Here is a 26,833-nt window from a genome sequence, read left to right as displayed (position 1 = left end):
CAACAAAAATGTACATATTTTGTTGTAAGAGCTTTTTTAGCTTACTAGCTATATGGATAGCTAGTAAGCTAAAAAGTAGGTTGTATCCGGTAGGGTAAAGCAGATTTTAATTTTTTTTGAAAATTGAGTTGACATTCCCTCTACTCAGTCATACAATGTAGTTGTAATAAGTAATACTGAATAGTGTAGTTTTACTCAAAAGTTATTCAGTAAAAATTCGCCTTAGTACTCTGTGATACTGAATATAAGTCAGACAGAATAGGGGGTAAAGGAGGATCAGGACATGGAAAATTTAACTGAAATGCTGAAAGGCTCACTGGAAGGGTGTGTACTGGAAATCATTAGCCGCCGTGAAACATATGGCTATGAGATTACCCGCCACCTGAATGATCTTGGGTTTACCGAAGTTGTAGAAGGGACGGTTTATACTATCCTCGTACGATTAGAAAAGAAAAAGCTTGTGAATATTGAAAAGAAGCCATCAGATATGGGGCCGCCTCGTAAGTTTTATTCATTAAATGAGGATGGTCGTCAGGAGCTTGAATTGTTTTGGAAAAAATGGGATTTTGTATCTTCAAAAATTAACGTCTTGAAGTCAAACTAGCCTCATAATATAAAATGTTCCGGCTCATATTTGGAGAGTTTCTTGTTCTGCTTTATAAAAAAGGAGGAAAATAAGATGTTGGAAATGTTTAAAAAATTAATTGGTGATAAAAAAGAGTACAAAATGATGATGGCACGTGTTGGAGCACTACCGGAAGATTATCAGTTTGTGTTTAAGAAAATTCAAAACTACATGTGGAATTTCTCAGCGGGTAATGGAATGGATATGCTGCACATACAGTATGAATTAATCGATTTGTTTGAAGCAGGTGCAGCGGAAGGGAGACAAGTGCTTGACATTACTGGGGAGGACGTGGCATCCTTTGCTGACGAACTAGTGGCAAACGCTAAAACGTATGTCTCCAAGTATCGTGAAGATTTGAATGAAAGCATCATGAAGAAATTGAAAAAAAAATAAATGCAATTAGTAATACCGACTGATTAGCTGGTTACAAACGTGAACTGCCGCCATCGCTATTCAGTTATATTTTTAAACCGCTACTAAGTAATACAGATTATCAGTGATACTAAATAGAGGATATAGGTAATTAATTTTATAAGGGGGAAAAAGTATGAGTAATGCAGCGATTTCTGTAAAAGGGATAAAAAAATCTTTTAAAGACAAAGAAGTCTTAAGGGGAGTGGATTTTGATGTGCAGCGTGGCGAAATTTTCGCGCTGCTAGGCTCAAATGGAGCGGGAAAGACGACAACGGTCAATATCCTTTCGACACTAATGAAACAAGATGATGGTGAAGCGAGTATTTGCGGATTTGATATTCAGCGTCAACCGGATCATGTTCGGGAAAGCATCAGTTTGACAGGGCAGTTCGCAGCTTTAGACGGCATGCTTACTGGGAGGGAAAACTTGATAATGATTGCCAAGTTACGTGGTGTTTCTAGTCCCGCCCAAGTCGCTGACAATCTACTTACAAGATTTAGCCTGACAGATGCGGCCAACCAGAGAGCAGATCAGTATTCAGGCGGGATGAAGCGCCGGCTTGATATCGCGATGAGTTTGATTGGGGCGCCAGCAGTTATTTTTCTAGACGAACCAACGACTGGACTTGATCCGGAAGCGCGGATTGAAGTGTGGGATACAGTTAAGGAACTTGCTGGCAGCGGCACAACAATTTTGCTCACGACTCAGTACTTGGAAGAAGCAGAACAACTAGCTGATCGTATCGCAATTTTGCATAGCGGAAAAATTATTACGACAGGTACTCTTACTGAACTGAAAGAGATGTTCCCGCCAGCTAAGGTGGAGTATATTGAGAAGCAGCCGACATTGGAAGAAATTTTCCTTGCGATTATCGGTAAAAAGGGGGAGATGTAAATGAAAAGCAAAACAGGGGTATTACTAGGGCGCTTAATGCGCAATATTATGCGTAGTCCAGATACAATTATTACTGTAGCGATTACACCGATTATGATGATGCTATTGTTTGTTTACGTATTTGGCGGGGCTATAAAAACAGGAACGGATAACTACGTCAATTATTTATTGCCGGGAATTTTGCTAATGGCTATCGCATCCGGTGTGGCTTACACTTCTGTGCGATTATTTACGGATATAAAGAGTGGGCTGATGGCACGTTTCATTACGATGCCTATTAAGCGCTCATCGATATTGTGGGCTCACGTTTTAACCTCACTTGTTGCTAATGTACTTACTATCGTGGTTGTCATGCTTGTTGCGCTCTTAATGGGCTTTCGTTCTAGTGCTAATATGCTAGATTGGCTTGCAGTAGCTGGAATACTGGGGATGTTTACGTTAGCACTAACATGGCTAGCTATCATTCCAGGGCTGACAGCGAAGTCTATGGAAGGGGCGACAGCATACTCGTACCCACTCGTTTTTCTTCCATTTATTAGTTCGGCCTTCGTACCTACCGAAACGATGCCAAAAATTATTCGTGCGTTTGCAGAAAATCAGCCTGTAACTTCAATCGTGAATGCGATTCGTGCCCTTTTATATGAAGGGACTGTTGGCAACGATATATGGATTGCACTCATGTGGTGTGTAGGCATCATGATCATTTCTTACTTTTTCGCTAGTAAAGCATTTAAACGTCAGTTAGGATAAGTGAATTTAGTCATCCGAAATAATATATATATTTGAAAAAGCACGGAAGATTTTCCGTGCTTTTATTATTTGCTGTGCACTCATGGTAGAAAATACGGATTATCGCTCATGGGCAATATAAGGAGATTCGTTCTTGTAAAACTTCTAATACTTCTTCAGGCATTTCTACAATTGTAATATCCTTCCCTAGGAAAAGCAGCCAATTTGTTATCTCTGTCACTTCATCGGAATTATTAACATCGATAAATGTTTTTAAAATGGCTGTAGATTGGTAAGGGTTTGTGTAAGATATTGAAACTTTGAAAGGGTGGTATTTTTTGAACTGGGCAATTGCTTTCGGTCCTAATTCAAGTACGAGATTGATTATTTCTTCCTTCCTACTTAGTTTTTCTAAAATCTTTTTCTTACTTAACCTTTTTTTCGTCGTGTACGGTTCAATATTGATGAGGTCATCGACAGGAAAAATCAGCTTCTTTTCTTCTTTTAAGTCAAACCCTTCAATAATCCAATGGCTTTTTTCTTGATAAAGTTGTAATAGATAAATTGGATAAGACTTGATTTTCTCTTCTTCTTTGATGGTAATCAATAAATGTCTATCCAAAAGAAGGATTTGGATGAGTTTTTCTAACATAGGGTGGGGGAGGTCAGAAAGCTCAAGTAGGTCGGGATTATGAGGGTTAGTCCCTTCAAAAAGAAAAAGTTGATTTAAAAGAACAAGGTCATCTTGCTGGGTTTCTGAAATGAGACCTAGTAGTTTTTCGGCTAAAGATTGGCGACTTTTTAGATAGGGAAGTTGTTGGTTTCTTGTAGCCATAAAGGCAATAAAAAGAGCTTTGACTTCGTTATCAGTAAAGCGAACAACGGGCAGGATAGAATTATGCATGACAAAATATCCACCAGTTCTCCCAACTTCAGCGACAAGTGGCATGCCCATAGCTTCAATTTCTCTAATGTCTCTAATAGCTGTCGATCGTGATATGTTAAATTCTCGTATGATTTCAGTAATTGTAAAGTGCGAGCGATTGTTGATATACCGCATAATTGTATTAATCCGTTCAACTTTTTTCATTTGAGTCTCCTAAACAGTATCATTTTTTGACATGATTTAAAGTTATTATAAACTCATCAGATGAAAAGATAAATCGTTTGATTCATTTTAAAAAAAGGAAGGTATTGAAAATGAAAAATTATACGATAGAAGAAAAAGATAGCTTTATTGTGTTAGGTATTGGAACTGAAATTAAGAGTGACTATACAGACTTTGCTGGAATCAATAAAGAAAAGGAAGACTTTTGGTCGGCTGTTAAAGAAGATGGAAGGTTGGATACTTTAAAAGCTTTAGCTACAAACGAATATATTTTTTCTGTGAGCGAAGCGGTGAATAACAAGATGATGTATTATGCTGGTGTCATGACAGAAGCACAAATAGAAGAAGAATCTAGAGTGATCCAGTTTCCGAAGGGAGAATACTTAGTAGTGAAAGGGGAAGACAAAACGGCTGAAGAGCTAAGTAATAAACTGACTGGCATCGCCTTCGGTCAAGCTTTACCAGATGCAAAAGATTTTGCTTATGTTGGTGGGCCGAATACAACGGTTGAGATGGGACAGAGAGACGGCTTAGTATTTGGTGAAATGTGGATTCCAGTTGTAAGGAAGTAAAGTGATAAAAGGTACGAATATGGAAAGTAGAGGCTAACGATCTTGAATTGTTAGCCTTTTTGACATGAATATAATATTCATATGCTACTACACATTATGTTCTGGTAAAATGGAATAAAAGGAAATTATTGTAAGGGGGTGGCAAGATGAATAAAAAAGGGATATTTGAGCTTTTCATAGTAGCGTTTGTTTTTCTATTCCTTCATGTAAGCACATATACCAATGAAAAATTTAACGATAAATTTGGTTCCTTTACTTTTATTGTTCTACTTCTTATGGTTTATATTTACGCTTTATTTATAGAGCGGTATTTTGAGGATATACAAAAGTGGGTTCGAAATATCACAATTTGTTTTGCTTTGTTAGTAGTTGCTGTAGTATCACTATGGATAGGGTACTTTTAAACCTTAACTTAATTGATCTTTTCTTTCCTCAGTCATGATAAGATTTACAATAGGAAGTTTTATGTAACATGAAGGGGGAAGGGGTATGGTCAGCTTTAGTACTTTGTTAGCATTTGCAATTGTTTCACTTAGCATGGTTTGTTCACCTGGGCCTAATATGATTTATCTTATCTCTCGTTCCATTACGCAAGGACGTATGGCGGGATTTATTTCTCTCTTGGGCATTATACTCGGATTTGTAATTTATATAATCGCAACAATGTTCGGACTTATAGTTCTATTCCTTGCAGTACCCGCTGTCTACGAAGCAGTCAAGTGGGCAGGTGCTGCTTACTTGCTTTGGCTCGCCTGGAATTCGATAAAACCGGGTGCTACTTCTATTATGGAACCTCGTACTATTTCTAATGAGCCACCACGGAAATTATTTTTGATGGGGCTTATGACTAATCTTTTAAATCCAAAGATTGCTATTTTGTATGTGTCACTGTAACCTCAATTTGAAGATCCTGAGAAGGGATCGTTGCTTATACAAGGTGCAGTTTTAGGCCTTACGCAAATCACTGTTAGTTTTATAGTCAACCTTCTAATTGTGTTTACAGCAAGTAAAATTGCTACATGGTTTGGCACACGTCCAACGTGGCTGCGAGTGCAGCGTTGGCTTATGGCAAGTGTCTTAACGGGACTTGCTGTACGTCTTGCTTTTGAACGCCGACAGTAGGAGTATCTAAAAATTTGAAGACCTTTTTTAATGTTACGGAAGGAATGTCATTTTTTATTTTAAGGGTAGGATAAAAAGGAGAGGTATGTGAAAAATAGATTGGTTGTATGCCTCATATACAACGTCTAAAAAGCTCCCTTTGCTAAAAATTATTCACCCCTCTCATAAATAGAAGATCATTTTTATGAAAGGGGTTTATTCAGTTTAAGTCTATAAAAATTGAATGGAAGCAATGCAAGTTCTCACTTATCTAGAATAAGTGAAAAGATGATGTTTTATTTGTTCAATAAAATACTGATGGTGTATATTATCGTTCGATACTCGACTTGCCATAATAGCGCCCTCCATTGAAGATGCAAGAAAAGAAGCGAGCGATCTAATGTCTATATCTTCTTTAAGTTCATGTTTCTCTATTCCTTCTTTTATGAGAGAAGCTATTAACATTACTGTATCATCATAACCTTTTGCTGCTGCTGTTTGTAATTCTGGGAATACTCCAGTACTTTCAATTGCGCTATTAAGCAATGGACAGCCTCCAGCAATAGGGGGATTATTAGCTGCATCTTGATATACAAGGAAAATTGCAAGAATTTTATCGATTGCTGTCTTTTTATTTTCCATTGCTTTATGAAAATGCCCCCACATAATCTCACCACTTTTGTCGTAGGCAGCAAGGACAATTTCTTCTTTATTTTTGAATCTACGATAAATAGCTCCTTTAGATAGTTCAGTAGCTGTCATTATATCCTGGATGGATGTGTAAGTTATCCCATTAGTATTAAATAAATATAAAGATGTTTCAATAATCTTTTCTTTTACCTTATCAACTTTAGTCATGCTTTGTGGCCCTCCTAATAAAACGAACTTAATATTTAAGGTGATTTTTACTATGATTTTTCTTGAATTTTTATTGTAAGTAAAAATAAGTTTAAAGTAAAAATATTTTATCAATCCCTATATTATAGGAACCTAAAACAATACAGTTTGAGGTTAATTAAATTATATTATCTATATTATTCGAATGAATTTTCTGTCAATTATAACATGACCAATTGGTTAATTCAGTCATATTATACAACTAATTTTACCTAAAATCATAGAAGAAGTAAAAATATCGTTAATTTTAATGTATAAACATATGACTATTATATCTAATTTTTATTAATAGGATTAGCTAAAGCTAAAGGGGGCGGGCTACTCCCACTTTCACTCCATTCTATAAACGATTAATCATTAATAATTACTGGAATTTGATTGTAAATAAGCAACTGAGAAGTAAATATATTTGGTTTTTAACATGTTTTTTTGCTAATACTTTGTAAAAAGGGTTTAAAAAACTAGAAACATATAGTATTATTGAACACTGGAACCGAACCGAACGGTTCGGTTCGTTAACTTATATGAATATATTTAGAAGGAGAACTTTATGCAGAAAGAAAAATCAAAGATTGTAGGTAATTTAATTAGGAGGATAACAAAATGAACTTTATAAAAATGAATAAAAAAGAACTTACTATGCTACTAATCTTTACACTGTTTGTACCATTTCAAATTGGCTTGTTCATATTATTTGGCATATCACTTTTAGCTAATGTCAATTTAGTTGAATCAGAATTTCTTCTTAGTGCCATCGGTTTTACTGTACCTGCTATTGTAGGAATAATTTTCTTTAGGAAAGAAATCATTCAAAGTTTTACTTATTTTAAAGAGAAAACAATTTTGAAAATAGTAAGTATTCCTATGGTGGTTTTACTTATGGTAATTATTGAGAATTCTATTATGTATTTTCTAGCAACTGGTCAGCCAGAGAACCAAGAACAGCTCCTTGAAAGGGGTGCGGAGGTACCTCTTATATTTACATTGCTTGTATTTGGTATTCTGGGTCCAATACTTGAAGAAATTGTGTTTCGTTATATTTTAATAAATCACTTTTCACATTATATTGGTACTGCTATTGCATCTATCATTTCGATTCTAATCTTTACATTCCTTCATACGAACCAGCTTTCGGATTATGCTATTTATTTACCAGGCGCGGTGATACTTACTATTGCTTATCTGATTTCTAAAAGATCCCTTGCATATGTCATGGCGATACATATGTTAAACAATTGCCTTGGTTTCATACTGTAAGCAATTAGCCTTGCATCTATTACAGAGTTAAAAAACTAGAGACAGATATTGATAAATCATTAGACAGCCAACTAATGATTTATGTAATTCCTTGTACGTCGAAAAACCACAGTTTGGGTGTAAACTGTGGTTTTTTTATAGAGAGACTCAACACATCGTTATCAATCTAAACTCATACAACTTCAATTTTTATTTTGTTAGCTTGATAGAGATGTGGCAAGAGCCCTAATACATTTAAATTAATATGTTCATATTGTTTTAGGTACTTTTTTTATAATATAACTTAATAAAATTTGATATATGTAATGTATAAAAGATATGTAGTTTTCTGTTATAATCCCTGCGCATAATGAAGAAAAGTACAGTAGAAAATGTTTGGATTTAATTACAAAGGTATCAGAGGCATATAAAAAGAAAACCATTGATTAGCCTTTTTCAAATCAATGGTTTTTATTTTTGAAATAAATATATATTTTTTATAAAAAATATTTTTTGACCCCCATAAAACTTTGTATTCCTCCGAATATATATTAGTGAAGAAAATTAATAGAAGAAAAATGATGATGAAAGAATATTGAAGTGTTAATAAAATTACTAGATTAAGTGTGGAATCCGAAATCAAAGGATGAAATTACCAATGGTAAAGAGAAGAGTTATTCAAGGATTGCAGATAAAATAGAAAAAGAGCAAGCAAAACAAGCGGAAGAAAACAAGAAAGTACATTAAAATACAAACTTAACTTTAGTGACGAGACAAAAGGAAATTCGTTAAGAAAACAGTGGGAAAAAGTTAGTCTCAAAAAATATAAGTAACAGCAAGAGGACAAACCAAAGGGAAAACACTTACAAAATATGGTTAAATGGTCACTTCTTTAGTGGCCTTTTTGCTATTTGAAGGAGGCTGGAAGATTACTAGTGTTGAGTTTAGTAATGAAGATCCTAAGAAAACCGAAAATAGAAGATATCGTATATAACATACAAAACAACGGAGGAGATAGGGACGCATTTATCGTACAGTATCAGCCTTTTATTAGAAAATCCATATCGTCTGTCTGTCGCCGGTATATTACAGAACAGGATGATGAATATAGTATTGGACTGTTTGCGTTTAATGAAGCAATTGAACAGTATTCATATAAAAAAGGGAAATCTTTTCTAGCGTTTGCTGATCTTCTTATAAAAAGAGATGTAATTGACTATATACGCAAGGAGTCTAAGCATAACTTTGTCTTTTTAAAAGAAGATGAGCAAGAGAAAATGTTAGAAATGCAAGTATCGCTTACGGAGTATATGAAAGAGATCGAAAATAGTAACCGTAAGGAGGAAATTCTTCATTTTCAAAGTGTGTTAGCTGAGTTTAAAATCACATTTTCAGAGCTTGCTAAAGAATCTCCTAAGCATCGTGATACGCGTGAACATCTAATAGAAATTGTGAAGATTATTATAAAAGAAGAGGAAATGATGGAAGAGTTGTTCCGAAAGAAAAAATTACCACTAAAACATATTGAACCACGTGTTAGGGTAAGTCGTAAAACGTTGGAACGACATAGAAAATACATTATTGCAATGTGCATTATTTTTGCAAACAACTATACATATATTCTTGATTACATAAGAGGGGAAAAGCATGATGAATAAAGGAATTGTGATGGATATAAAAAAGCATAACGTAGTTGTTTTAACTCCAAATGGAGAGTTTATTACATTTAAAAGAAAAGCGCACCCATACATGATAGGAGAGGAAATCTCGTTTAACAAACAGGAACAAAGAGCGCCGCGTTTTTCCATACCACCTTTCTTAAAGCCTACAACAGTAATTGTTGCTGGTTTTCTATGCGTATTGCTGTTTTTTTACAATCAACCAGAAGAAAAAGTGTTTGCTTATGTCTCAGTTGATATAAATCCAAGTTTAGAGGCGAGCGTAACGGAGGATCTTCGTGTTATAGATTTGCGGGCTTGTAATGATGATGGAAGGCGTATTTTAAAAGAAATGAAAGGGTGGGAAAATAAGCATCTGCAAGACGTAATACGTACGATTATAAAGCAGAGTCAAGAGGATAAGTACTTAACAAATGATAAGAAAGTTATGCTAACGGCTGTTGCAAAGGACAAATCGCTAGAACCACAGTTGGAAAAGGCTTTGCAGGAATTAAAGAAAGAGTATGAGATAAAACATATTACAGTTGAATATCAAAGCAGTACGATGCAAATACGGGAGGATGCCAAGAAAGCAGGAGTTGGAACGGGCGTTTATATAAAACAAGAGAATGAGAAGAAAAAATCGCTTACTCCATCTCATCAAGAGCAACCAAAGTCGCCATCTGACATATCACCGGATGCAACTCATGTAAATGAAGAAAGATATGAGAAAAAAGAGTATATAGAACAAAAGCAATCTAAGCAAATAAAAGAAAATCATGGGAACCAGCAAGAGAACAATGGTAGAGGATCGCAAGGGAATAGTGGAAATCAGGAAGGGAACAACGGAAGAGGATCCCAAGGAAATAATGGGCACCAGCAAGAGAACAACGGAAGAGGGTCGCAAGGGAATAATGGAAATCAGGAAGGGAAAAATGGCAGAGGGTCCCAAGGAAATAATGGAAATCAGCAAGGGAACAACGGAAGAGGGTCGCAAGGAAATAATGGGAATCAGCAAGGGAACAACGGAAGAGAATCGCAAGGAAATAATGGGAATGGTCAAGGAAACAACGGAAGAGAATCGCAAGGAAATAATGGGAATGGTCAAGGAAACAACGGAAGAGGCTCACAAGGGAATAATGGGAACCAGCAAGAGAACAATGGTAGAGGTTCCCAAGGGAATAATGGACATCAGCAAGAGAACAATGGCAGAGGGTCTCAGTAAGGAAAGCTCCTACCACATAATATTTAGTGGAAGAAAAATCTATAGAATATTGAACGGAGGGGAGATTCCTTCCATCTGAAGATATTTTTAACATTTTTTTAAAATGACGGACACAAAATCTTATATCCTTTCGAATTATATATATGGATATCAATAATATTTATATAAAAGGGGAGAAAAAATATGAAAGAAATGTATGAAGAAATCACTGAAGTATTGAAAGTATTGGCACATCCTGTCCGTTTATCATTAGTAAAAATAATGCTTGCAAAAGGCCCAATTAACGTAACGACAATGTATGAAACGTTACAAATGCCTCAAAGTACAATTAGTCAACATTTATCTAAACTAAAAGCTACGAAAGTCGTTACAGGTACTCGGAAAGGGTTAGAAATTTATTATGAGGTAACTGACAATCGCACAAAATCAATATTAGCATGTTTAGTTTAAATACTGATTGTCTAGACATTAAGAAGAGGATGCTAAAGTAATTGTGTGACTACAATTTTTAAGATTTTATACAAAAGTAATATGTATAAGTGTATGTGATTTTCTTACTAACATAAGTTGTATGTAGACTGGTTATTAATTTGTTATACATCTTAGTTAGATTATTTTATTTATTTAATAATATTGTATGATCTTCACCTTGTTAAAATTAACAAGGTGAAGGATTATTTATGTACACATGAAATATTTTATAAAGAGTACGACTTTACTCCAAAGTTACATTTTTAGTTTTTTATCTATAGATCTAATACTAAAGGGAAAATAACTGAAATATAAATGTAATTGAAAGGAGTGGAGTAACAATGGAGGTAAGCCTTTTTTTAGGATTTTTTTGGGGGTGGATAACGGTTATCATCTCAGGAATACTTTTTGTGCGACCATCTATACTACGTGAACTGAAAAAATTAGTGGTAGAAGACAGAGGATTTGGAATTATGTATGGCTTTCTATCAATTTTCCTAGGATTAGGTACTGTTATTCTACATAATGTTTGGGAACTTAATTGGCAGGGACTCATTACACTTATTGCATGGCTCGCACTATTAAAAGGGATTTATGTAATTGCATATCCTGAACCATCCAAGAAGACCGATTTCGAAGTAAGGGTACTATCTACTCGTATAGTGCTTGCTATCCTTGGTGCTTTATCTTTATGGATGCTTATCATACTTTATATGAAATAGAGACAAATATTTTTGATCATGGGAGTATGTAGGTGGGGAGTTTTGGGTAGTCCTTTGGAACGGGATTTTATAGTTAACTGTAAATGTAGTGTTTCTTCCGTTGTAGATATGTTTTTATAAAAGTGAATTTATCAATTGTATCACTAATACAATTGATAATCATTTTTCTGGACTATTCGCAGTTTTAATGAAGTAGTAGTGGTTGTAACTCGACTTCAAATAATTCGCTTTCAATTTCATTAAGTGCATACATTGATACAGGATGTGGAGAGGTATTAGATAAGACTTGTGATGAAAGAAGTTCTCCTGATGATGAGTAAAATGTAACAAACACTTGAGAAAATGGAGGGACCATAATGATTACACGGTCAGTTTTTTGTAACGTATTAACCAACTCCAAAATAGTATAGTTTTATAAAAATCAAAAAACAATAGATAAATATAAAGATATTATTATGGGTACTTTTCCGATAGTGAATTAAGCAAATTAATAAACTCTTTATTTTATTGTAAATAGTTTAAGAGCACACAAATATGCGTGCTCTTAGAATAGAAAGGTAGTTTTCTATGAGTAGGGAGTCCCTATACAATAAAATATGCTTGTCCAATTTAAATGTGAGAAGTTTTTTATAAAAATTCTATTTGGTAAGTCTATGTGAAAAATCACCTTGTACAGGAACTCTTTGCAAAGTATTTTGTCTGCAGTCATGATTATTAAAGTTGATGAGAGCTGTTATCCGAATAATAAAACCACATCTCAAATTGTTGACTATATGTCTAACAACTAGGATGCGGTTCAATGAATAAAAAGTGTCCGAATAAAATATAAGGTAAAAAGTATAGGATACTTTTGTTATAAAGAGTATTTGTAGATGAATGTTATTGTTTTTTACTTTTGAAAGATTTGGGCTTCTAAATTACGAGTTGTTGGAGTCCCTCTAATATAAAATTTCAGTAGAAATATTGAACTACTAATATGAATGTAGAAGATTTAATAAAGACGGTAATGTTCTTTTAGTCATGTAATCTTTTCATTTGATGATCTTTTCCCCATTCACATAGTTCATCCATAATTTGCATTAAAGATTTCCCGTATTCGCTTATTGTGTACTCAACCTTTGGTGGTACCTCTTGATATACAGTACGATGGATAATCCCATCAGCTTCAAGTTGGCGAAGTTGTTGAGTTAGAACTTTTTGCGTAATGTTTGGGATTTCTCGTCGGATTTCGTTTGTTCGCATTTTTCCATCCATCAACACACATAAAATATGAACTTTCCATTTTCCGCCGATTACATCGAGTGTCGTTGCAATTGGGCAGTCTTCATTTTGATTCATATAACACCTCCACAGGTACTTTAAGGTTCCTATAGCACTTTAAAGTACGTACTTTTCAATTATATGTGACTCACTCATACTAATACGTAAAGGATTGAATAATTTAAAAAGGGGATGGAAGATGATGAGAACACTTGTAATTGTAGCACACCCTAATATTGAAAAATCAAAAATTAATAAAAGATGGATCGAAGAACTTGAGAAACATTCGGATGAAATAACGGTGCATGAATTATATAAAGCGGCACCGAATTGGGAGTTTAATATCGAAGAAGAGCAAAAGCTATTAGTAGAACATGACAGATATATATTTCAATTTCCGCTTTATTGGTACAGTTCACCACCATTATTAAAAAAATGGTTTGACGATGTATTAACATATGGATTTGCGTACGGATCAAAAGGAGATAAAGTGAAAGGGAAAGAATTTGGTCTAGCTATTTCTATAGGTGGATTAGAAAAAGACTATAAAAATAGCGGAATTACAATGGATGAGTTAACGAAACCATTTCAAGCTACGTGCTTATATACAGACATGAAATTTATACCTTCATTTTATTTATATGGTGCCGAATATAAATTAAGTGATGAAGAGATTAATAAAAGTGCACCGGAGTATGTGCGCTATGTGATGAATAAGGAGTATTCTAATATATAAGAGGAAATAGCCATTTACTTGTTAAGTAGATGGCTATTTTTATTGATTTTATATTCACTAAGTGTAATCTTTAGTAAATTAATAGTTAATCTGGTAAAATAAAAAACCTAATATATATAAAGGGGAGTTTTACTTGAGAACGATGCAAAAATTATTACAAAAAAGAGCAATGCAATCACCAAATTTGGAAGCGCTTGTAGGGGGAGAGAAAAGGTATTCGTTTCAGCAGTATAATGAACGAGTAAATCAGCTTGCACACTATTTGCTACATAACGGTGTACAAAGAGGAGATCGTATTGGAATACTATGCAAAAATAATCATCCGTTTCCAAGCGTTATGATGGCAAGTTTAAAAATTGGAGCTGTATGTATTCCGTTAAATCATCAGCTTACTGCTTATGAGTTAGAAACGATTGTAAAAGAAGCAAAATTAAAAGTGTTAGTTATTGATGAAGAGTTCCATGAAGCTTTAAAAATTGATGCTGTTAAAGAAATTCCTTATGTAATTAAAACGACTGAAGAAGGATTTGGTTCATTTGAATTAACATTACAAGAACAGTCAATGACAGAACCGAACGTAGAAGTTCATGAAGATGATGATGCGATTTACTTATTTACTTCAGGAACGACTGGACAGGCAAAAGCATGTGTAATTGGACATAAAAACTTACATCATTATTTTTCTGAGATTGCGAGCCAAAGAGAATTTCCAGCAGGTGAACGCTTTTTATCCGTGCATCCATTATTTCATATGAGTGGAGTGCTTTCTATTTTAAATTGTATTTATCATGGTGTTACGATGATCTTTTTAGCTGATTCGAATCCTGCTCTTATTTGGGATAAGATTGAAGAAGAGAAAATTACTACGATGCTTGCGTTCCCAGCTGTTTATAGCTACATGCTTGAGGAGCTAAATAAAAAAGAACGTAACATTTCAACTTTTAAAGTAGCACAAAGTGGTGGTACAAAAGTGCCAGAAACACTTATTCAAAAATATATGGAAAAAGGAATATATATGGTGCAAGGATATGGGAGTACAGAAGGTTGGGTTGTAACTTCATGGCATCCAATGATGGGAAAAGAAAAGATGTCTTCTGTAGGGAAAACTTTGAAACATGTAGAGTTAAAAATTGTTCATCCAGAAACAGGTGATGAACTAACAACAAATGAAGTTGGCGAGATTCATGTGAGAAGTCCATACATGTTTAAAGGGTATTGGAATAATGAAAAGGCGACAAACAAGGTAGTAAAAGATAATTGGTTTAACATGGGCGATGCTGGCATGATAGATGATGACGGATTCCTGCATATTATGGGAAGATATAAAGACGTTATTATACGCGGTGGTGACAACGTATATCCAGATCAAGTAGAAGATGTTATTCATGAAATACATGGTGTTTTAGAAGTTGCAGTAGTTGGAGTTCCAGATGACTTTTGGGGAGAGATTCCGACAGCGTATATTGTAAAAGATATGCAAACGTCTTTAACGGAAGAAGAAATTATACGGCATTGTAAAGAGAAACTAGCAAGTTATAAAATACCAGACGTTGTATTTATGGACAAATTACCGAAAAATGCTTTAGGGAAAGTGTTGAAGAGGGAATTAAGAGAAGGTGTACTTGTAAAATAAAAAACGATTAGATGATGAGGAATCCAGTTATGTACAAAGCATAACTGGATTTTTGTTTGTAAAGAACATAATAATTTACTAGATTTTGTATTTTGTGTAAGATAATAAAGAATATTCAATCATTAATAAAAGGAAGAGATATAAATGAATCTACCGTTATTACAAGTAGAGACAGGGAGGCTCATAATCCGTCCGTTCCAAAATGATGATTATGAAAGTTGGTTAGATGGATTTCATAAGAGGCTACCATCGCAGTATAAATATGACGATGGCCATCAAGTTATGGCATCATCAACAAAAGAATGGTTCACGGAATGGATAAGAGGTTTTGATGAAGCAGCGCATCGAGATGAGATGTATGTATTAGGTATTTTTCGTAAAGAAGATGGGGCTAATATTGGGAAGCTAGAGCTTATAAAAATTTTACGTATGGACTATCAATGGGCGGTGATGGGGTATTCCATACATAATCAATACTGGAAAAATGGATATGGTATTGAAAGTGTGAAAGCTGCGTTATCGTTATTTTTTAATAGTCTTCATTTACATAGAATTGAATTACATATACATGTTGATAATGAGCCATCCGTTCGTCTTGCGGAAAGAACAGGTTTTTCACTTGAATGCAAGAGAGAGGCGTTTTCTTTAGAGAATGGTAAATGGATGGACTTTCTTATTTATTTTAAAAATAAGGAGATGGATATATGAGAGTTCTAATTACAGGGGGAAATCGCGGGTTAGGGTTACAGTTAGTAAAAGTATTTCATGAAAATGGGCATATCGTTTATCCGTTAGTTAGAACTGAGGTTGCGGTAACGCAATTGAAGCAAATGTTTAGTTGTAGATGTTTTCCTATATTGGCAGACTTATCACTTGATGAGAGTACGGAGCAGATTAAGAATCAGCTCGAGGGATATACAGAGTATATGGATCTAGTTATAAATAACGCTGGAATTACTGGAAAGGAGACTGAGATTTTACATACAAATTCAGAAGAGTTAACGGACTTATTTAATATTCACTGCTTAGGCGTAATTCGAGCTGTAAAAGGTACATATGTGGCTTTAGCTAAATCGGATCAGCCGAGAATAATAAATGTGTCCTCTCGGTTAGGATCACTACATAAAATGGCGAACAAAGAGTTTCCGCAAGGACAGTTCTCATATTCCTATCGAATTGCTAAAGCTGCGCAAAATATGTTAACACTTTGTTTACAACAAGAGTTTGAGAATAAAGGAATTCATGTAACGGCAATTCACCCAGGAAAATTAAAGACTGATATCGGTGCCTTTGATGCGAATATGACTCCGGCTGAAGGAGCGCAAAATATATATGATTGGGTAATTGATTCAAATGAGGACGTTTCAGGGAAGTTTATTGAGCCGGGTGTGGGGGAATTGAAGTGGTGATATGCAATCTTACAATCATTCAGAATTTATTTGGCCCTTCTAAAAAAGTATTAAATGGCTTGCCAAATACAGTAACGATTGAAGAGGTAGAAGAAGATTTCTTTTATAACGTACAAACATATAAAGAAAAGATAGGTAGATTTGAAGAGATTTGTTTTGACTGGGAGTTAAAAAGAGCGAGTATTGTATTAAATAAAAGGTTTAGTAGTTATAACTCAAGTGTGAGGGTGTTACTTGATGCGGATTTTTCTTTACATGCAGCAAAGATAGAAGTGTGTAGAGAGTTAGACGATGTAGAGGCACTTGAAAAACAATTTACATACCGTTCAATAGAAGAAACTTTATCGGCAAAAGATTTTAAATCCATTTGGGAGCAATGTATGTTGAACTCAGGAAACCAAACTTCAATTTTAAATATTGATGAGCATTTTTATTCAGTGCAAACAGAGTTAGGTAAAGGCTGGGAGAAGTCATGCATTGTTTTTTATGATAAAAATGATCCGATTGGTTTGTCCATACTGCATATAGAGTCTGGAACGGAAAATGAAGGACGATTATTTTACTTTGGGGTAATGCCTCATTATCGCGGGAAAGGAATCTCTTCCCAAATGCATCTTCAATCGTTACATATGTTAAAGGAAATGGGTGCTACTTATTACATCGGAAGCACACATACTTCAAATGAAAAGATGCAGAGGGTATTTTGGAGAAATCGTTGTTCGGTGAAAACGGAGATAGAGCTTTATTATAAAATTTTTAAAGAAGGTTAGGAGAAAAGAAAATGAAGACTATAAAGGTATTTCATTACGAGGCATTTACGAATAAACCAAATATGGGGAATCCAGCAGGTGTTGTATTAGAGGCGGATGGTTTAACAGCAGGGGAAATGCAGCGTATTGCTGAAAAAGTTGGATTTAACGAAACGTCTTTCGTTCTTTCTTCAAAAGTAGCAGATTTAAAGGTTCGCTATTTTACCCCTCGTTTTGAAATGGATTTATGTGGTCATGGAACAGTTGGAACAATATTTGCCTTGTGTGAAAGAGGTTTATTAGAAGAGAAAACAAGTTTTACGATTGAAACGAAGGCAGGGGTTTTAGCAATACAAATAGATGTAAATGAAAAGGGAGAAACCTTTATTAAAATGAGGCAGGCTACACCTCAGTTTAAAGAATTTGCATGTTCAAAAGAAGAATTAGCTCATAGCATTGGTTTGGACGTAAATGATTTAGATGTAAGTTTACCGATTGTATATGGAAGTACAGGAAACTGGACTGTAATTGTACCGGTTAAAAATCTAGATGTATGTGAGAGAATGAAGCCTAACAATGAGATGTTTCCATCGGTATTAAAAGAAATACCTAACGCTTCTATTCATCCAGTTTGCTTAGAAACTTATGATGAACAGGCACAAATGCATGGGCGTCATTTCTCATCGGCTTATGCTGGAACGATTGAAGATCCAGTGACAGGAACAGCTTCAGGTGTAATGGGAGCGTACTATGCGATGTATTTGGAGAAAGGTTTTGACCATAAAATGGAATTAATCGTTGAACAAGGACAGGAAATGAATAAAGATGGCCGTGTAACGGTATATGTAACGAAAGATGTAGAAAATGAGAAATTACAAATAGATATTGCTGGAACAGCGGTGTATGTGAAAGAGTTTAAAGTTTCAATATAAAGTGAAACTTTAATCAGTGGGGGTCTTACTGCCCGTTAATGTGGGATAAAAAAAGAAAGCCCGGAATACATCCAGACTTTCATTATCTGTTCAACACTTCAATATACGAAGCATCTCCAGTTGTTCTTAAAGCAGAGCGGAAATTGTTGTTTTCTAACGTTTTAGCGACTTGTTGTAATTGCTGTGCATCATCATGATGGATAAGTAAGCTGTCAGCACCGCTTTCTTCTATATGAATGTGTTCGACACTTCCAATGGCATCATGTACTGCTTTTAAAAATTCAGGTTTCATATTGTCCTCCTAATATGTATGTAACGTTGTTGTTAGTATTTCCTTATTTTTGAAATATAAAAGTAAATGAATTTTTGTTATATTAAGATTTTGGAAGGGGTTTCCTATTCGTTTGTCAAATAATAGTAAAGTTGTCTTTTGAATTGGGGGGATCTTCGAAATTAAAGGGTGAGAGAATGGACATTTCAATAATTGCTGCACAACTAGTTAAAGAGAAAGTTATTTCACATGCTCCAAATAGCGTAAAAGCGTTGAACGGAGGAACGACAAGTACTGTATATTTGTTGGACGAAAAATATGTAGTAAAGCTGAATGAAGCGGAAGTAATACGTGAAGAAGCTAATTTTCTTTCTTTTTATGAGGGGAATACTTTATTTTCAAAGCTTTTGTATAAGGAACCTTTACATACATATTTCGTGTATTCTTTCCTGGAAGGTAATACTTCGTGTAAACAAAGATATAAACGAAGTACGCTTCGTACACTTGTAAAAGAAGTTATCAATAAGTATAAAATGGTTCCAGAGGCAGAAGGCTGGGGATGGAAAGAAGGTCCGGTTCAATCTTGGAATGAATTTTTAACTGCAAATGTGATGGAAGCTTATGAAAATGTAAGATGTTACATAAGTGAAGAAGAATATAGAACGGTTCTTAAACTAGCAAATAGGGAAGCCGGAGTAAATCAACCCTTTTTATTACATGGTGATTTCGGATTTCATAATTTTATATTCCGGCAGAATAAGTTACATGGAGTAATTGATCCGTTACCAGTCCTTGGAGATCCTTTATATGACTTAATTTACGCATTCTGTTCAACTCCGGAAGATTTAACGAAAGAAACGATTGATTATGCGATGAAGCAATGTGTATTCCTTAAAAAAGATCGAGATTTATACGAGGAAATAGTCATAGGATTATATTTGCGTATAGACACATGTTTAAGACACCACCCGAAAGATTTAGAAGATTATTTACTAGCTTGGCGTTATTGGATAGGCAAAATTAAGCCGGCTTTATAGTACAAATAGTTTGGGGAGATAGTGAAATGAACATAGCAGAAGCAAAACGAGATTTAGCACAAAGAACGAAAAGAGGATTTCCAGTTATAATAGCTGGTATTTTATTTTGGATTGTAGCAAGTGTAACGGGTGTTCTTCTTTCAGAAAAGCAAGTTGTGTGGGTGTATTTAATTGGTATGGGTTGTGTATTTCCTTTTGGCTTAATGATAGCTGCTATATTGAAAATTGATATGTTTGTGAAAGGAAATCCGCTAGGAACTTTAGCTGGATTAATTGGCGGGATAAATGTATTAAATATTCCGTTTGTATTACTTGCCTATTTTCAATTTCCAGAGTGGCTACCTTTTGTAGTAGCGATGTTAATAGGGGTTCATTTTGTACCGTACGTATGGATTTATGAAAGTAAAAGTTATGGTGTATTGTCAGTAGGGACTGTGCTCGTAACGTCAGTTTGCGGGATTCTTTTTGCAGACAATGGATTTACTGTCATTCCATTGGCAGTTACAGTTGTCTATTTACTGACTCTAATAGGTTTAGTAATTGAAAATAAAAAAGTAGATCATTATCAACAAAAATCAGCTTCATAAAAATATAGGGATAGGGGGAATTATGATGAAAAATTTCGTTTGTACAACGTGCGGCGTACAGTATGCAGCGAGTGTGGAAGAACCGGTAAGTTGTGTTATTTGTGATGAGGAGAGACAATATGTGAATCCGAAAGGACAGTCTTGGACGACTTTAGAAAACTTGCAATCGAGTGGTACATATAAAAATGAAATGATAGAAGAAGAAAATGGGCTTTATAGTATTACGACAAAACCGACATTTGCAATTGGTCAAACGGGATATGTAGTAAAAACGGAAGCGTATCGATTACTATGGGATTGTATTACTTATTTAGATGAAACGACAATTGAGAAGATAAAGGAGTGGGGCGGGTTAGATGCGATAGCACTATCTCATCCTCATTATTATTCAACGCAAGTAGAATGGGCAGAAACGTTTGATGTACCAATCTATATACATGAAGACGATAAAGAGTGGGTAGTACGCCCGAGTAGCCGTATTATTTATTGGTCTGGCGAGTCTTTACAATTAGCGGACGGAATTACTATTCATCGTCTCGGAGGACATTTTAGCGGCGGTTCTGTATTACATTGGGAAGAAGGAAATGATGGAAAAGGTATTTTATTAACAGGTGATATTATTCAAGTCGTAGCGGATCAGCAGTGGGTGAGTTTCATGTACAGCTATCCAAATTTAATTCCATTACCGGCAAGAAAAGTGGAAGAAATGGCAAATCGAGTGAAGCCGTTACAATTCAATCGTTTATATAATGCTTTTCACCGAGTAGTGAAAGAGAATGCGAATGAAGCAGTGGAACGTTCTGCGGAAAGATATATTAAGGCGGTAGAAGGAAAGCTGTTTCATACGTAAAGGGAGAGTTAGCTCTATGAAAACGTTAGTATGCTTCGGTGATAGTATTACAGCTGATGAAACGTTTTTTGATGGAACGCCAAGGTTAACACCGCGTCTGCAAGAGATGTTTCTAAATTGGAAGGTGGTAAATGCGGGGGTTCCGGGTGATAATACGTTCGACGCGTTACATAGGGTTGAAGATGATGTACTATCACATAAACCAGACTTCGTAACAGTTTTTCTTGGTACGAATGATTCGGTATTATTTGATCCAGTACCATTACAAGTATACAAAGACAATTTAGAGAAGATTGTAAGTAAGATTTCACCAGAAAAAGTATTACTTATTAGTCCTGCACCAGTTGATGAAGAACGCCAGCATAATAGAACAAATAAAATACTTGGTCAGTATGCAGACGTAGTAGAGGAAGTGGCGAAGGAAATAGGAAGTTATTTTCTGAATTTATATGCTGAGATGATTCAAGAACAGAGTTATAAAAGATTTTTTGTAGAAGATGATGAAAAAGACGGTTTACATTTTGGCCGACAAGGTTATGAATATGTAGCGGAGTTAATTGGTAAAAAGTTAAAAGGGATTTTGTAAGAAGCAAAGTGTGCGCGCTTTGCTTTTTTGTTCGCGTATTTCCTCCTACAATGTTGTTGTGTTCAATGCAGTAGCTTTTATTATGCTAAACATGTAGGAAAGAAATGAATAAATAAAGTGGAATATAATTTGTTTCGCTAATGGAATGCATCCAAGACTTAACAGTTGATTAATTGAACTGTAAAGTTTAAAATTACAGTATAGTTTTTAGAAGTGAGTTGCCATCGTTTGTAAAAAACAGATAAATTAAATATATTTTGAATAAATAATATAACGTGTATTTCATTCTAAACTGTAATTTTTTTTAATACATTTCAATAATCTATATAATAATTTAAAAAGTAAAGGAGTGTGTAAAATATGGTGATTTTATATACGACAGCAAGCTGTAGTTCATGCCGAAAAGCAAAAGCATGGCTTGAAGAACATCAAATTGATTATACCGAAAAAAATATCGTATCAAATTCTCTTACAGTCGATGAGCTTAAATCCATTCTCCGTTTAACTGAAGATGGTGCTACTGAAATTATTTCAACTAGATCTAAAACTTTTCAGGAATTAAATATAAATATTGAGGCGCTTTCGCTTAATGATTTTTATAAATTAATAATTGAGTATCCTCAAATGTTACGTCGTCCAATTATGCTGGATGAAAAAAGATTACAGGTTGGTTTTAACGAGGAAGAAATTCGTAAATTTTTACCGCGTAGCGTTCGAACATTTTTGAATATTGAATTGCAAAAAATGGCTAATTAATAAGTAATATTTTGAAAGGAGGAAACAGAAGTGATTGAAGTATGTGTTACGGTTAATTATAAAGATAGAAACTATCACACAAATGTTATTGTGAGTAAAGATACGATTTGGACAAAAATTAAACAATTGGCAGAAGAACAAGTTAAGAAACAGTGGACCGTTTAAATTTATTTGCAACTTAAAAAGCTAAATGAAGTTAGGAGATATAGGGGAGTTCTGATAGAATATAAAGGAATTTATTTTTTCATGCTAAGCATGCTTCTTATATATTTTAACGTTTGACTAACCTATCTGTAATATTTATGGCTACAGTATGTTACTAAACGAGAAATCATATTTTTTATCGTAGGAGGACAACGATGAACAGCGACTTTACCTTGGCCATTCACAGTTTAACTTATTTAGCTTTACAGCCAGATCGGATGTCAACAAGTAATGCTATTTCCGAAAGTGCAGGTGTTCATCCAGTACGCATTCGCAAAGTGCTAAGTTTGTTAAAAAAACATAAGTTTATACAATCAAAAGAGGGAACGGGTGGAGGTTTTATTTTTGCCCGTGATTTAAGTGAAATTAATCTTTGGAATATGTATCAAATAACCTCTGAAGGGGCATTACAGCCGAAGTGTCCAGAATCAAATGATCAGTGTATTGTAGGTTCGAACATGCGGAAAGTTCTTTTTGCTATTTTCTTAGGTGCGGAAGAACATCTAGGTGAATATTTAAAGAATTATACAATGAAAGAAGTTGTTGATCTTATTAATCAAGAACGTTAAGCGGCTTAATTATTATGTAGCCGTGAGTTCTTAAAAATTAAATGTAATAAAAAACATTACAGTTTAAGTTAGTTTTTATATCTTTTTTATCGTTACAAAAAATATTTATAAGAGGGTGAAAAAGTATGATGTCAAATAATAATCATGTTTTAAAAGTGGGAGATTGGGTTCGTGGAATATCAAATGAGGGTGAATTCATAGTTGGTTACATTGTATCACTTGATGAAGTGGAAGATGTAGTTACAGTTAGCATTGTGAAACGTGACGACAAGTACACAATGAACGAAGCGATTTTACTCTTTAGTAAACATGTTAACAAACTCCCTGAATCAAAGGTAATAAATAAGGAGCAAATCCTTTATCTTATAGACCTTGCATTATTAACAGGGGATGAAGAATGGTTTATTGAGCTTTCTGCAAAATTAAACTTGATAAAAGAGCTAGTTAATGAGGGGTTTTAAAGATTACATTACTTGCTTTTAATAGGATGAATCGTGTAATAATCAATAATATCATCTCTTTTGTTGCATTTTAATAAAAGAGGTGATTGATGGTATGAAAATAAAAATAATTAGCATCATATATCTTCTGAGTTTTTTACTACCCTGTATTTCTGCTCAAGCAATTGGAAAAAGTGAAAATGAAATCAACGAATATTTTGACATAGATTTAACTGGTTATGAACTTTATTCGTTTGGTGACTTTAATCAAATAGGTTATAAGATAACGCCGCTTACTCAACTGTTTTTAGGTATAGTTCAAACAGAAGGTGAATGGATTGATGAACCACGATTATATATTAAGGGGACTAAAGGTTATTTTCATCTTTGGAAAGAGGATGGTACGAATGTTCTTTATACCGTTGAACAGAAAAGTGGTTTTTGGAAAATTATAAATGTAAATAGAAAAAGGATTAACAGAATACCTGTACCAAAAAAAAATTTAAAAGAAGTAGTAATTAATCTTTTATTAGAACCAATAAGTAAAGAAGTTGAAAAATATTATAAGGAACCGAAGCTTTGGTACCGGGGTTCTGAAAAAATTGTTGAAATAACAAAAGACGAAGCAAATTATATTTTCTATGTAACTGTGCAAATTCAAACTTTTGAAGGGGCACACAATCCGCCTTATGGAGAGGACACAATTACTTTTCGTATAAAAGGAAATGAAATAAAACCCATTCAATACAAACATAGAAATATCCCTGAAGAAGATTTGAAAAAACTAAAATTAAGATGACATTGAAGTGATTCGTTTGCCTACACCTAACAATGATAATGATGTAAATAAGCTGTCCATATATGGGTAGCTTATTTTATTTTTTCGTTTAGCGAAGATTTTTGCGAAATGTTAGCGGTTCTCTTATTGTCATCAAGTTAAAATATGTATTTTCCTAAAAATGTATATGAATGCAATATTGATAATATATAACCTAAAAATTGGTTTATGCATTTAAAAAGAAATTTCTTTTTAACCACGTTAATTATTTATTAGAATATCTTTTTTAAATCAAAATAAAATTTTTAGATAAAGAAGAATATAAAAATTTTTAAAATGAGTATCTTGAATAAACAATATTTTACTGTGTTTTTTGCTGATTAATTCCGTTATAAGCGATAGGAACAAGGGTTGCATGCTAACTGTAAATTATTATCCATGTAAAATTATATCCATTGAATATTTCTGAAAATATAAAAATATTAATTTTATAAATATACACGTTATAATGAGGGCGTCGAGAGAAATTTTATGATCTCTGGAGAAAATATAAAAAATGCGATTAATAGAAAGAAAGGCGTGTGATTAGAGGCGAAATGTATGTAAAGTGCTTCAGTGGCTTGTGTAATCAATACCATAAATGCTGCCGAAGTTATGAAAGTGATGTATAGAATTGAGAAAGAAATGCCTCATAAATGAAGAGAGGCCGGTTTATCTAAAATTACTGTTACAAGTAAGTAAGAGAAACCATTAAAGTAACACACTGTTATTAGAAATGTTGCAACGTATTTATGAAGTCTATTCAATATTGTTCTCTTAAGCGGTCTTTATATAAAGAGCGGATAGTACGAGTAAACTTTTTTGTGAACGCTAACATTTATGTTAGGACGCTAACTAGCGAATGTTTCAATTTGGATTCATTATGATGAAGGACATACAATGTGGGGCAACTTGTAAGGAATTTATTTTCCGAAAAAAGGGAATGTTCGTTAGCTATAAAGAGATACGCAAGAATAGGATACAAGGGGGAGTTATTATATGAACGGGAATACTGCAAAGAAAATAGAAGTTCAAGCTGAAAATATCGCACTAGAAAATGAGCAATATGCAGATCCGAAAAAGTGGCATAAGCAGGATACTACATGGGCATTGAGCCTATTTGGAACTGCAATTGGAGCAGGGGTGCTCTTTTTACCGATTAATGCAGGTTCAGGTGGTTTATTATCATTACTACTAATTACATTGCTTGCATATCCAGTTATGTATTACTCACATAGGGCACTTGCTAAAATGATATACGCTTCTAATTCTGCTGATGAGGGGATCACAGGTACAATTAGAGAGTATTTCGGAAATAAAGCAAGTATCATTTTTAACATCGTATATTTCGGTTCAATTTATACAATCGTGCTAATGTATTCGGTTGCGCTTACAAATACTGCAAGTAGTTTTATCGTGCATCAATTGCACATGCCAGAGCCTCCAAGGGCTATTTTATCACTTGTATTAGTTCTTGGTCTTATCGCTATACTGAATTTTGGTCAAGATATTACTGTAAAGATCATGAGTATGCTAGTGTATCCTTTCATAGCTTCTCTACTGTTTATCGCAATATCTTTAATTCCACAGTGGAATACGTCAATGCTTAGCTTTTCAGCTGTTTCTACTGCTTCAACAGGAACAGGATATTTTGGAACGATACTGTTGATTCTACCAATCATCGTATTCTCATTTAACCATTCACCTATGATTTCATCATTTGTTGTGAAACAGAGAGCTACGTATGGAATAGAAGCTACTGATGCTAAATGTGCGCAAATACAAAAAGTTTGTTATATCATGACATTCGCTGTAGTTATGTTCTTCGTTTGGAGTAGTACATTAAGCTTGACTCCAGAGGATTTAAAAATGGCAAAAGAGCAAAACTTATCAATCCTTTCATATCTTGCTAATGAGCTTAATTCACCTGTAATTACGATTGCAGCTCCAATCATTGCTTTTGTGGCTATTACAAAATCTTTCCTTGGCCATTATATCGGAGCATTTGAAGTAATGCGTGACATGATTATTAAGTTCGGTAAATCACGTGGAAAAGTTATTGAAGAAAAAACAATTAAAACAATCGTCCTTACTTTTGTTGTATTATCATGCTGGTTTGTTGCTTATACAAATCCAAGTATTCTTGGACTTATTGATTCTCTAAGCGGTCCATTAGTTGCTGCTATCTTATGTCTATTACCGATGTATGCGATTCAAAAAGTACCAGTACTAGCTAAATACAAAGGGAAAATGAGTAACGTATTTGTTATTATTGTAGGTGTACTTACTGTTTTAGCAAGTATTAAATCATTATTCTAATTCACGATTGTTAGTTCTAATG

Annotated in this window: 31 protein-coding genes and 2 pseudogenes; 29 read left to right on the top strand and 4 right to left on the bottom strand. The window is 34.2% G+C overall.

Features of this window, described 5'->3' with window-relative positions; translation table 11 throughout:
* The first annotated feature begins 283 nt into the window (after positions 1-283).
* From JDS99_RS02220 to JDS99_RS02205, 4 genes are all read left to right on the top strand, one after another.
* Positions 284-604: a PadR family transcriptional regulator gene (locus JDS99_RS02220; protein WP_000429486.1), complete on the top strand. Its 321-nt coding sequence runs from the start codon at positions 284-286 to the stop codon at positions 602-604.
* Between the two features lie 75 nt (positions 605-679).
* Positions 680-1,021, top strand: a complete 342-nt coding sequence (locus tag JDS99_RS02215; protein WP_199694427.1) for a DUF1048 domain-containing protein — start codon at positions 680-682, stop codon at positions 1,019-1,021.
* Positions 1,022-1,175: 154 nt separating this feature from the next.
* Positions 1,176-1,937, top strand: coding sequence for an ABC transporter ATP-binding protein (locus tag JDS99_RS02210; protein ID WP_199694425.1), 762 nt, complete (start codon positions 1,176-1,178; stop codon positions 1,935-1,937).
* The gene (locus JDS99_RS02205) at positions 1,938-2,687 is read left to right on the top strand and encodes an ABC transporter permease (RefSeq protein WP_073515755.1); all 750 of its coding nucleotides are present in this window, start codon (positions 1,938-1,940) and stop codon (positions 2,685-2,687) included.
* Positions 2,688-2,793: 106 nt separating this feature from the next.
* On the opposite strand, the gene JDS99_RS02200 is transcribed toward JDS99_RS02205, so the two are convergent.
* Entirely contained in the window at positions 2,794-3,756 is a 963-nt protein-coding gene (locus JDS99_RS02200) for a helix-turn-helix transcriptional regulator (RefSeq protein ID WP_199694423.1), read from the bottom strand.
* Positions 3,757-3,866: 110 nt separating this feature from the next.
* Here JDS99_RS02200 and JDS99_RS02195 point away from each other — a divergent pair, with 110 nt between their 5' ends.
* The 3 genes and pseudogenes from JDS99_RS02195 to JDS99_RS02185 all read left to right on the top strand — a co-directional run bounded on the left by JDS99_RS02195 (position 3,867) and on the right by JDS99_RS02185 (position 5,468).
* Entirely contained in the window at positions 3,867-4,346 is a 480-nt protein-coding gene (locus tag JDS99_RS02195) for a GyrI-like domain-containing protein (RefSeq protein WP_199694421.1), read from the top strand.
* A gap of 146 nt (positions 4,347-4,492) precedes the next feature.
* Positions 4,493-4,750: a DUF3963 domain-containing protein gene (locus tag JDS99_RS02190; RefSeq protein WP_199694420.1), complete on the top strand. Its 258-nt coding sequence runs from the start codon at positions 4,493-4,495 to the stop codon at positions 4,748-4,750.
* 85 nt (positions 4,751-4,835) lie between these two features.
* Positions 4,836-5,468 (top strand): annotated as a pseudogene (locus tag JDS99_RS02185) (LysE family translocator).
* A gap of 246 nt (positions 5,469-5,714) precedes the next feature.
* Here JDS99_RS02185 and JDS99_RS02180 read toward each other — a convergent pair.
* The gene (locus JDS99_RS02180; protein ID WP_199694418.1) at positions 5,715-6,305 is read right to left on the bottom strand and encodes a TetR/AcrR family transcriptional regulator; all 591 of its coding nucleotides are present in this window, start codon (positions 6,303-6,305) and stop codon (positions 5,715-5,717) included.
* 642 nt (positions 6,306-6,947) lie between these two features.
* On the opposite strand from JDS99_RS02180, the gene JDS99_RS02175 reads away from it, so the two are divergent.
* From JDS99_RS02175 to JDS99_RS02155, 6 genes and pseudogenes are all read left to right on the top strand, one after another.
* Complete coding sequence (locus JDS99_RS02175) at positions 6,948-7,601, top strand: CPBP family intramembrane glutamic endopeptidase (protein ID WP_199694416.1); 654 nt, start codon at positions 6,948-6,950, stop codon at positions 7,599-7,601.
* A gap of 333 nt (positions 7,602-7,934) precedes the next feature.
* Positions 7,935-8,021: pseudogene (locus JDS99_RS31840) on the top strand (glycosyltransferase); the annotation flags it as partial.
* Between the two features lie 494 nt (positions 8,022-8,515).
* Positions 8,516-9,238, top strand: a complete 723-nt coding sequence (gene sigI, locus JDS99_RS02170; protein ID WP_098858390.1) for an RNA polymerase sigma factor SigI — start codon at positions 8,516-8,518, stop codon at positions 9,236-9,238.
* Positions 9,231-10,463, top strand: a complete 1,233-nt coding sequence (locus tag JDS99_RS02165) for an anti-sigma factor domain-containing protein (RefSeq protein WP_275952169.1) — start codon at positions 9,231-9,233, stop codon at positions 10,461-10,463. The genes sigI and JDS99_RS02165 overlap by 8 nt, the downstream gene beginning before the upstream one ends.
* A gap of 183 nt (positions 10,464-10,646) precedes the next feature.
* Positions 10,647-10,913 (top strand): ArsR/SmtB family transcription factor, encoded by a 267-nt coding sequence (locus JDS99_RS02160; protein WP_002167922.1) that lies wholly within the window; start codon positions 10,647-10,649, stop codon positions 10,911-10,913.
* A gap of 362 nt (positions 10,914-11,275) precedes the next feature.
* The gene (locus tag JDS99_RS02155) at positions 11,276-11,656 is read left to right on the top strand and encodes a hypothetical protein (protein ID WP_088064083.1); all 381 of its coding nucleotides are present in this window, start codon (positions 11,276-11,278) and stop codon (positions 11,654-11,656) included.
* A 1,014-nt stretch (positions 11,657-12,670) separates the two neighbouring features.
* On the opposite strand, the gene JDS99_RS02150 is transcribed toward JDS99_RS02155, so the two are convergent.
* Complete coding sequence (locus tag JDS99_RS02150) at positions 12,671-12,994, bottom strand: winged helix-turn-helix transcriptional regulator (RefSeq protein ID WP_073515730.1); 324 nt, start codon at positions 12,992-12,994, stop codon at positions 12,671-12,673.
* Between the two features lie 124 nt (positions 12,995-13,118).
* Here JDS99_RS02150 and JDS99_RS02145 point away from each other — a divergent pair, with 124 nt between their 5' ends.
* The 6 genes from JDS99_RS02145 (at position 13,119) to JDS99_RS02120 (ending at position 18,375) form a co-directional block, all read left to right on the top strand.
* Positions 13,119-13,652, top strand: a complete 534-nt coding sequence (locus JDS99_RS02145) for an NAD(P)H-dependent oxidoreductase (RefSeq protein WP_199694555.1) — start codon at positions 13,119-13,121, stop codon at positions 13,650-13,652.
* Positions 13,653-13,785: 133 nt separating this feature from the next.
* A complete protein-coding gene (locus JDS99_RS02140) occupies positions 13,786-15,285 on the top strand; it encodes a class I adenylate-forming enzyme family protein (protein WP_199694412.1) in 1,500 nt (499 codons plus the stop codon).
* A 144-nt stretch (positions 15,286-15,429) separates the two neighbouring features.
* On the top strand, positions 15,430-15,993 hold the full coding sequence (locus JDS99_RS02135; RefSeq protein ID WP_199694410.1) for a GNAT family N-acetyltransferase: 564 nt from the start codon (positions 15,430-15,432) through the stop codon (positions 15,991-15,993).
* Positions 15,990-16,694 carry an SDR family NAD(P)-dependent oxidoreductase gene (locus JDS99_RS02130; RefSeq protein ID WP_199694408.1) on the top strand — a complete coding sequence of 235 codons (705 nt, stop codon included), beginning with the start codon at positions 15,990-15,992 and terminating at the stop codon, positions 16,692-16,694. The genes JDS99_RS02135 and JDS99_RS02130 overlap by 4 nt, the downstream gene beginning before the upstream one ends.
* Entirely contained in the window at positions 16,691-17,464 is a 774-nt protein-coding gene (locus tag JDS99_RS02125) for a GNAT family N-acetyltransferase (RefSeq protein WP_199694553.1), read from the top strand. The genes JDS99_RS02130 and JDS99_RS02125 overlap by 4 nt, the downstream gene beginning before the upstream one ends.
* An 11-nt stretch (positions 17,465-17,475) precedes the next feature.
* On the top strand, positions 17,476-18,375 hold the full coding sequence (locus JDS99_RS02120; RefSeq protein ID WP_088064079.1) for a PhzF family phenazine biosynthesis isomerase: 900 nt from the start codon (positions 17,476-17,478) through the stop codon (positions 18,373-18,375).
* A gap of 82 nt (positions 18,376-18,457) precedes the next feature.
* Here the strand turns inward: JDS99_RS02120 and JDS99_RS02115 are convergent, their stop codons facing one another.
* On the bottom strand, positions 18,458-18,667 hold the full coding sequence (locus JDS99_RS02115; RefSeq protein ID WP_044443258.1) for a hypothetical protein: 210 nt from the start codon (positions 18,665-18,667) through the stop codon (positions 18,458-18,460).
* A gap of 176 nt (positions 18,668-18,843) precedes the next feature.
* Between JDS99_RS02115 and JDS99_RS02110 the strand changes: the two genes are divergently transcribed.
* The 10 genes from JDS99_RS02110 to JDS99_RS02065 all read left to right on the top strand — a co-directional run bounded on the left by JDS99_RS02110 (position 18,844) and on the right by JDS99_RS02065 (position 26,811).
* On the top strand, positions 18,844-19,683 hold the full coding sequence (locus tag JDS99_RS02110; RefSeq protein ID WP_199694406.1) for a phosphotransferase family protein: 840 nt from the start codon (positions 18,844-18,846) through the stop codon (positions 19,681-19,683).
* Between the two features lie 26 nt (positions 19,684-19,709).
* Positions 19,710-20,270, top strand: a complete 561-nt coding sequence (locus JDS99_RS02105) for a DUF7010 family protein (RefSeq protein ID WP_199694404.1) — start codon at positions 19,710-19,712, stop codon at positions 20,268-20,270.
* 25 nt (positions 20,271-20,295) lie between these two features.
* Positions 20,296-21,120, top strand: coding sequence for an MBL fold metallo-hydrolase (locus tag JDS99_RS02100; protein WP_199694403.1), 825 nt, complete (start codon positions 20,296-20,298; stop codon positions 21,118-21,120).
* A gap of 16 nt (positions 21,121-21,136) precedes the next feature.
* Positions 21,137-21,706 carry an SGNH/GDSL hydrolase family protein gene (locus JDS99_RS02095; RefSeq protein WP_199694402.1) on the top strand — a complete coding sequence of 190 codons (570 nt, stop codon included), beginning with the start codon at positions 21,137-21,139 and terminating at the stop codon, positions 21,704-21,706.
* 360 nt (positions 21,707-22,066) lie between these two features.
* Entirely contained in the window at positions 22,067-22,462 is a 396-nt protein-coding gene (spxA, locus tag JDS99_RS02090; RefSeq protein ID WP_199694401.1) for a transcriptional regulator SpxA, read from the top strand.
* Between the two features lie 30 nt (positions 22,463-22,492).
* Complete coding sequence (locus JDS99_RS02085) at positions 22,493-22,627, top strand: BA3454 family stress response protein (protein ID WP_000573513.1); 135 nt, start codon at positions 22,493-22,495, stop codon at positions 22,625-22,627.
* 194 nt (positions 22,628-22,821) lie between these two features.
* On the top strand, positions 22,822-23,235 hold the full coding sequence (gene saiR / locus JDS99_RS02080) for an Rrf2-family transcriptional regulator SaiR (RefSeq protein WP_001083471.1): 414 nt from the start codon (positions 22,822-22,824) through the stop codon (positions 23,233-23,235).
* A gap of 125 nt (positions 23,236-23,360) precedes the next feature.
* Positions 23,361-23,696, top strand: coding sequence for an IDEAL domain-containing protein (locus JDS99_RS02075; RefSeq protein ID WP_000987459.1), 336 nt, complete (start codon positions 23,361-23,363; stop codon positions 23,694-23,696).
* Positions 23,697-23,790: 94 nt separating this feature from the next.
* Positions 23,791-24,474, top strand: coding sequence for a DUF3888 domain-containing protein (locus JDS99_RS02070; protein WP_142291786.1), 684 nt, complete (start codon positions 23,791-23,793; stop codon positions 24,472-24,474).
* Positions 24,475-25,491: 1,017 nt separating this feature from the next.
* On the top strand, positions 25,492-26,811 hold the full coding sequence (locus JDS99_RS02065) for an aromatic amino acid transport family protein (RefSeq protein ID WP_046954708.1): 1,320 nt from the start codon (positions 25,492-25,494) through the stop codon (positions 26,809-26,811).
* The last annotated feature ends 22 nt before the right edge of the window (positions 26,812-26,833 follow it).

The sequence above is a fragment of the Bacillus cereus group sp. N6 genome (assembly GCF_016483705.1).
Classification (GTDB): domain Bacteria; phylum Bacillota; class Bacilli; order Bacillales; family Bacillaceae_G; genus Bacillus_A; species Bacillus_A wiedmannii.
The sequence above is the reverse complement of the archived record's forward strand: the minus strand, read 5'-3'. Positions and strand labels throughout refer to the sequence as shown.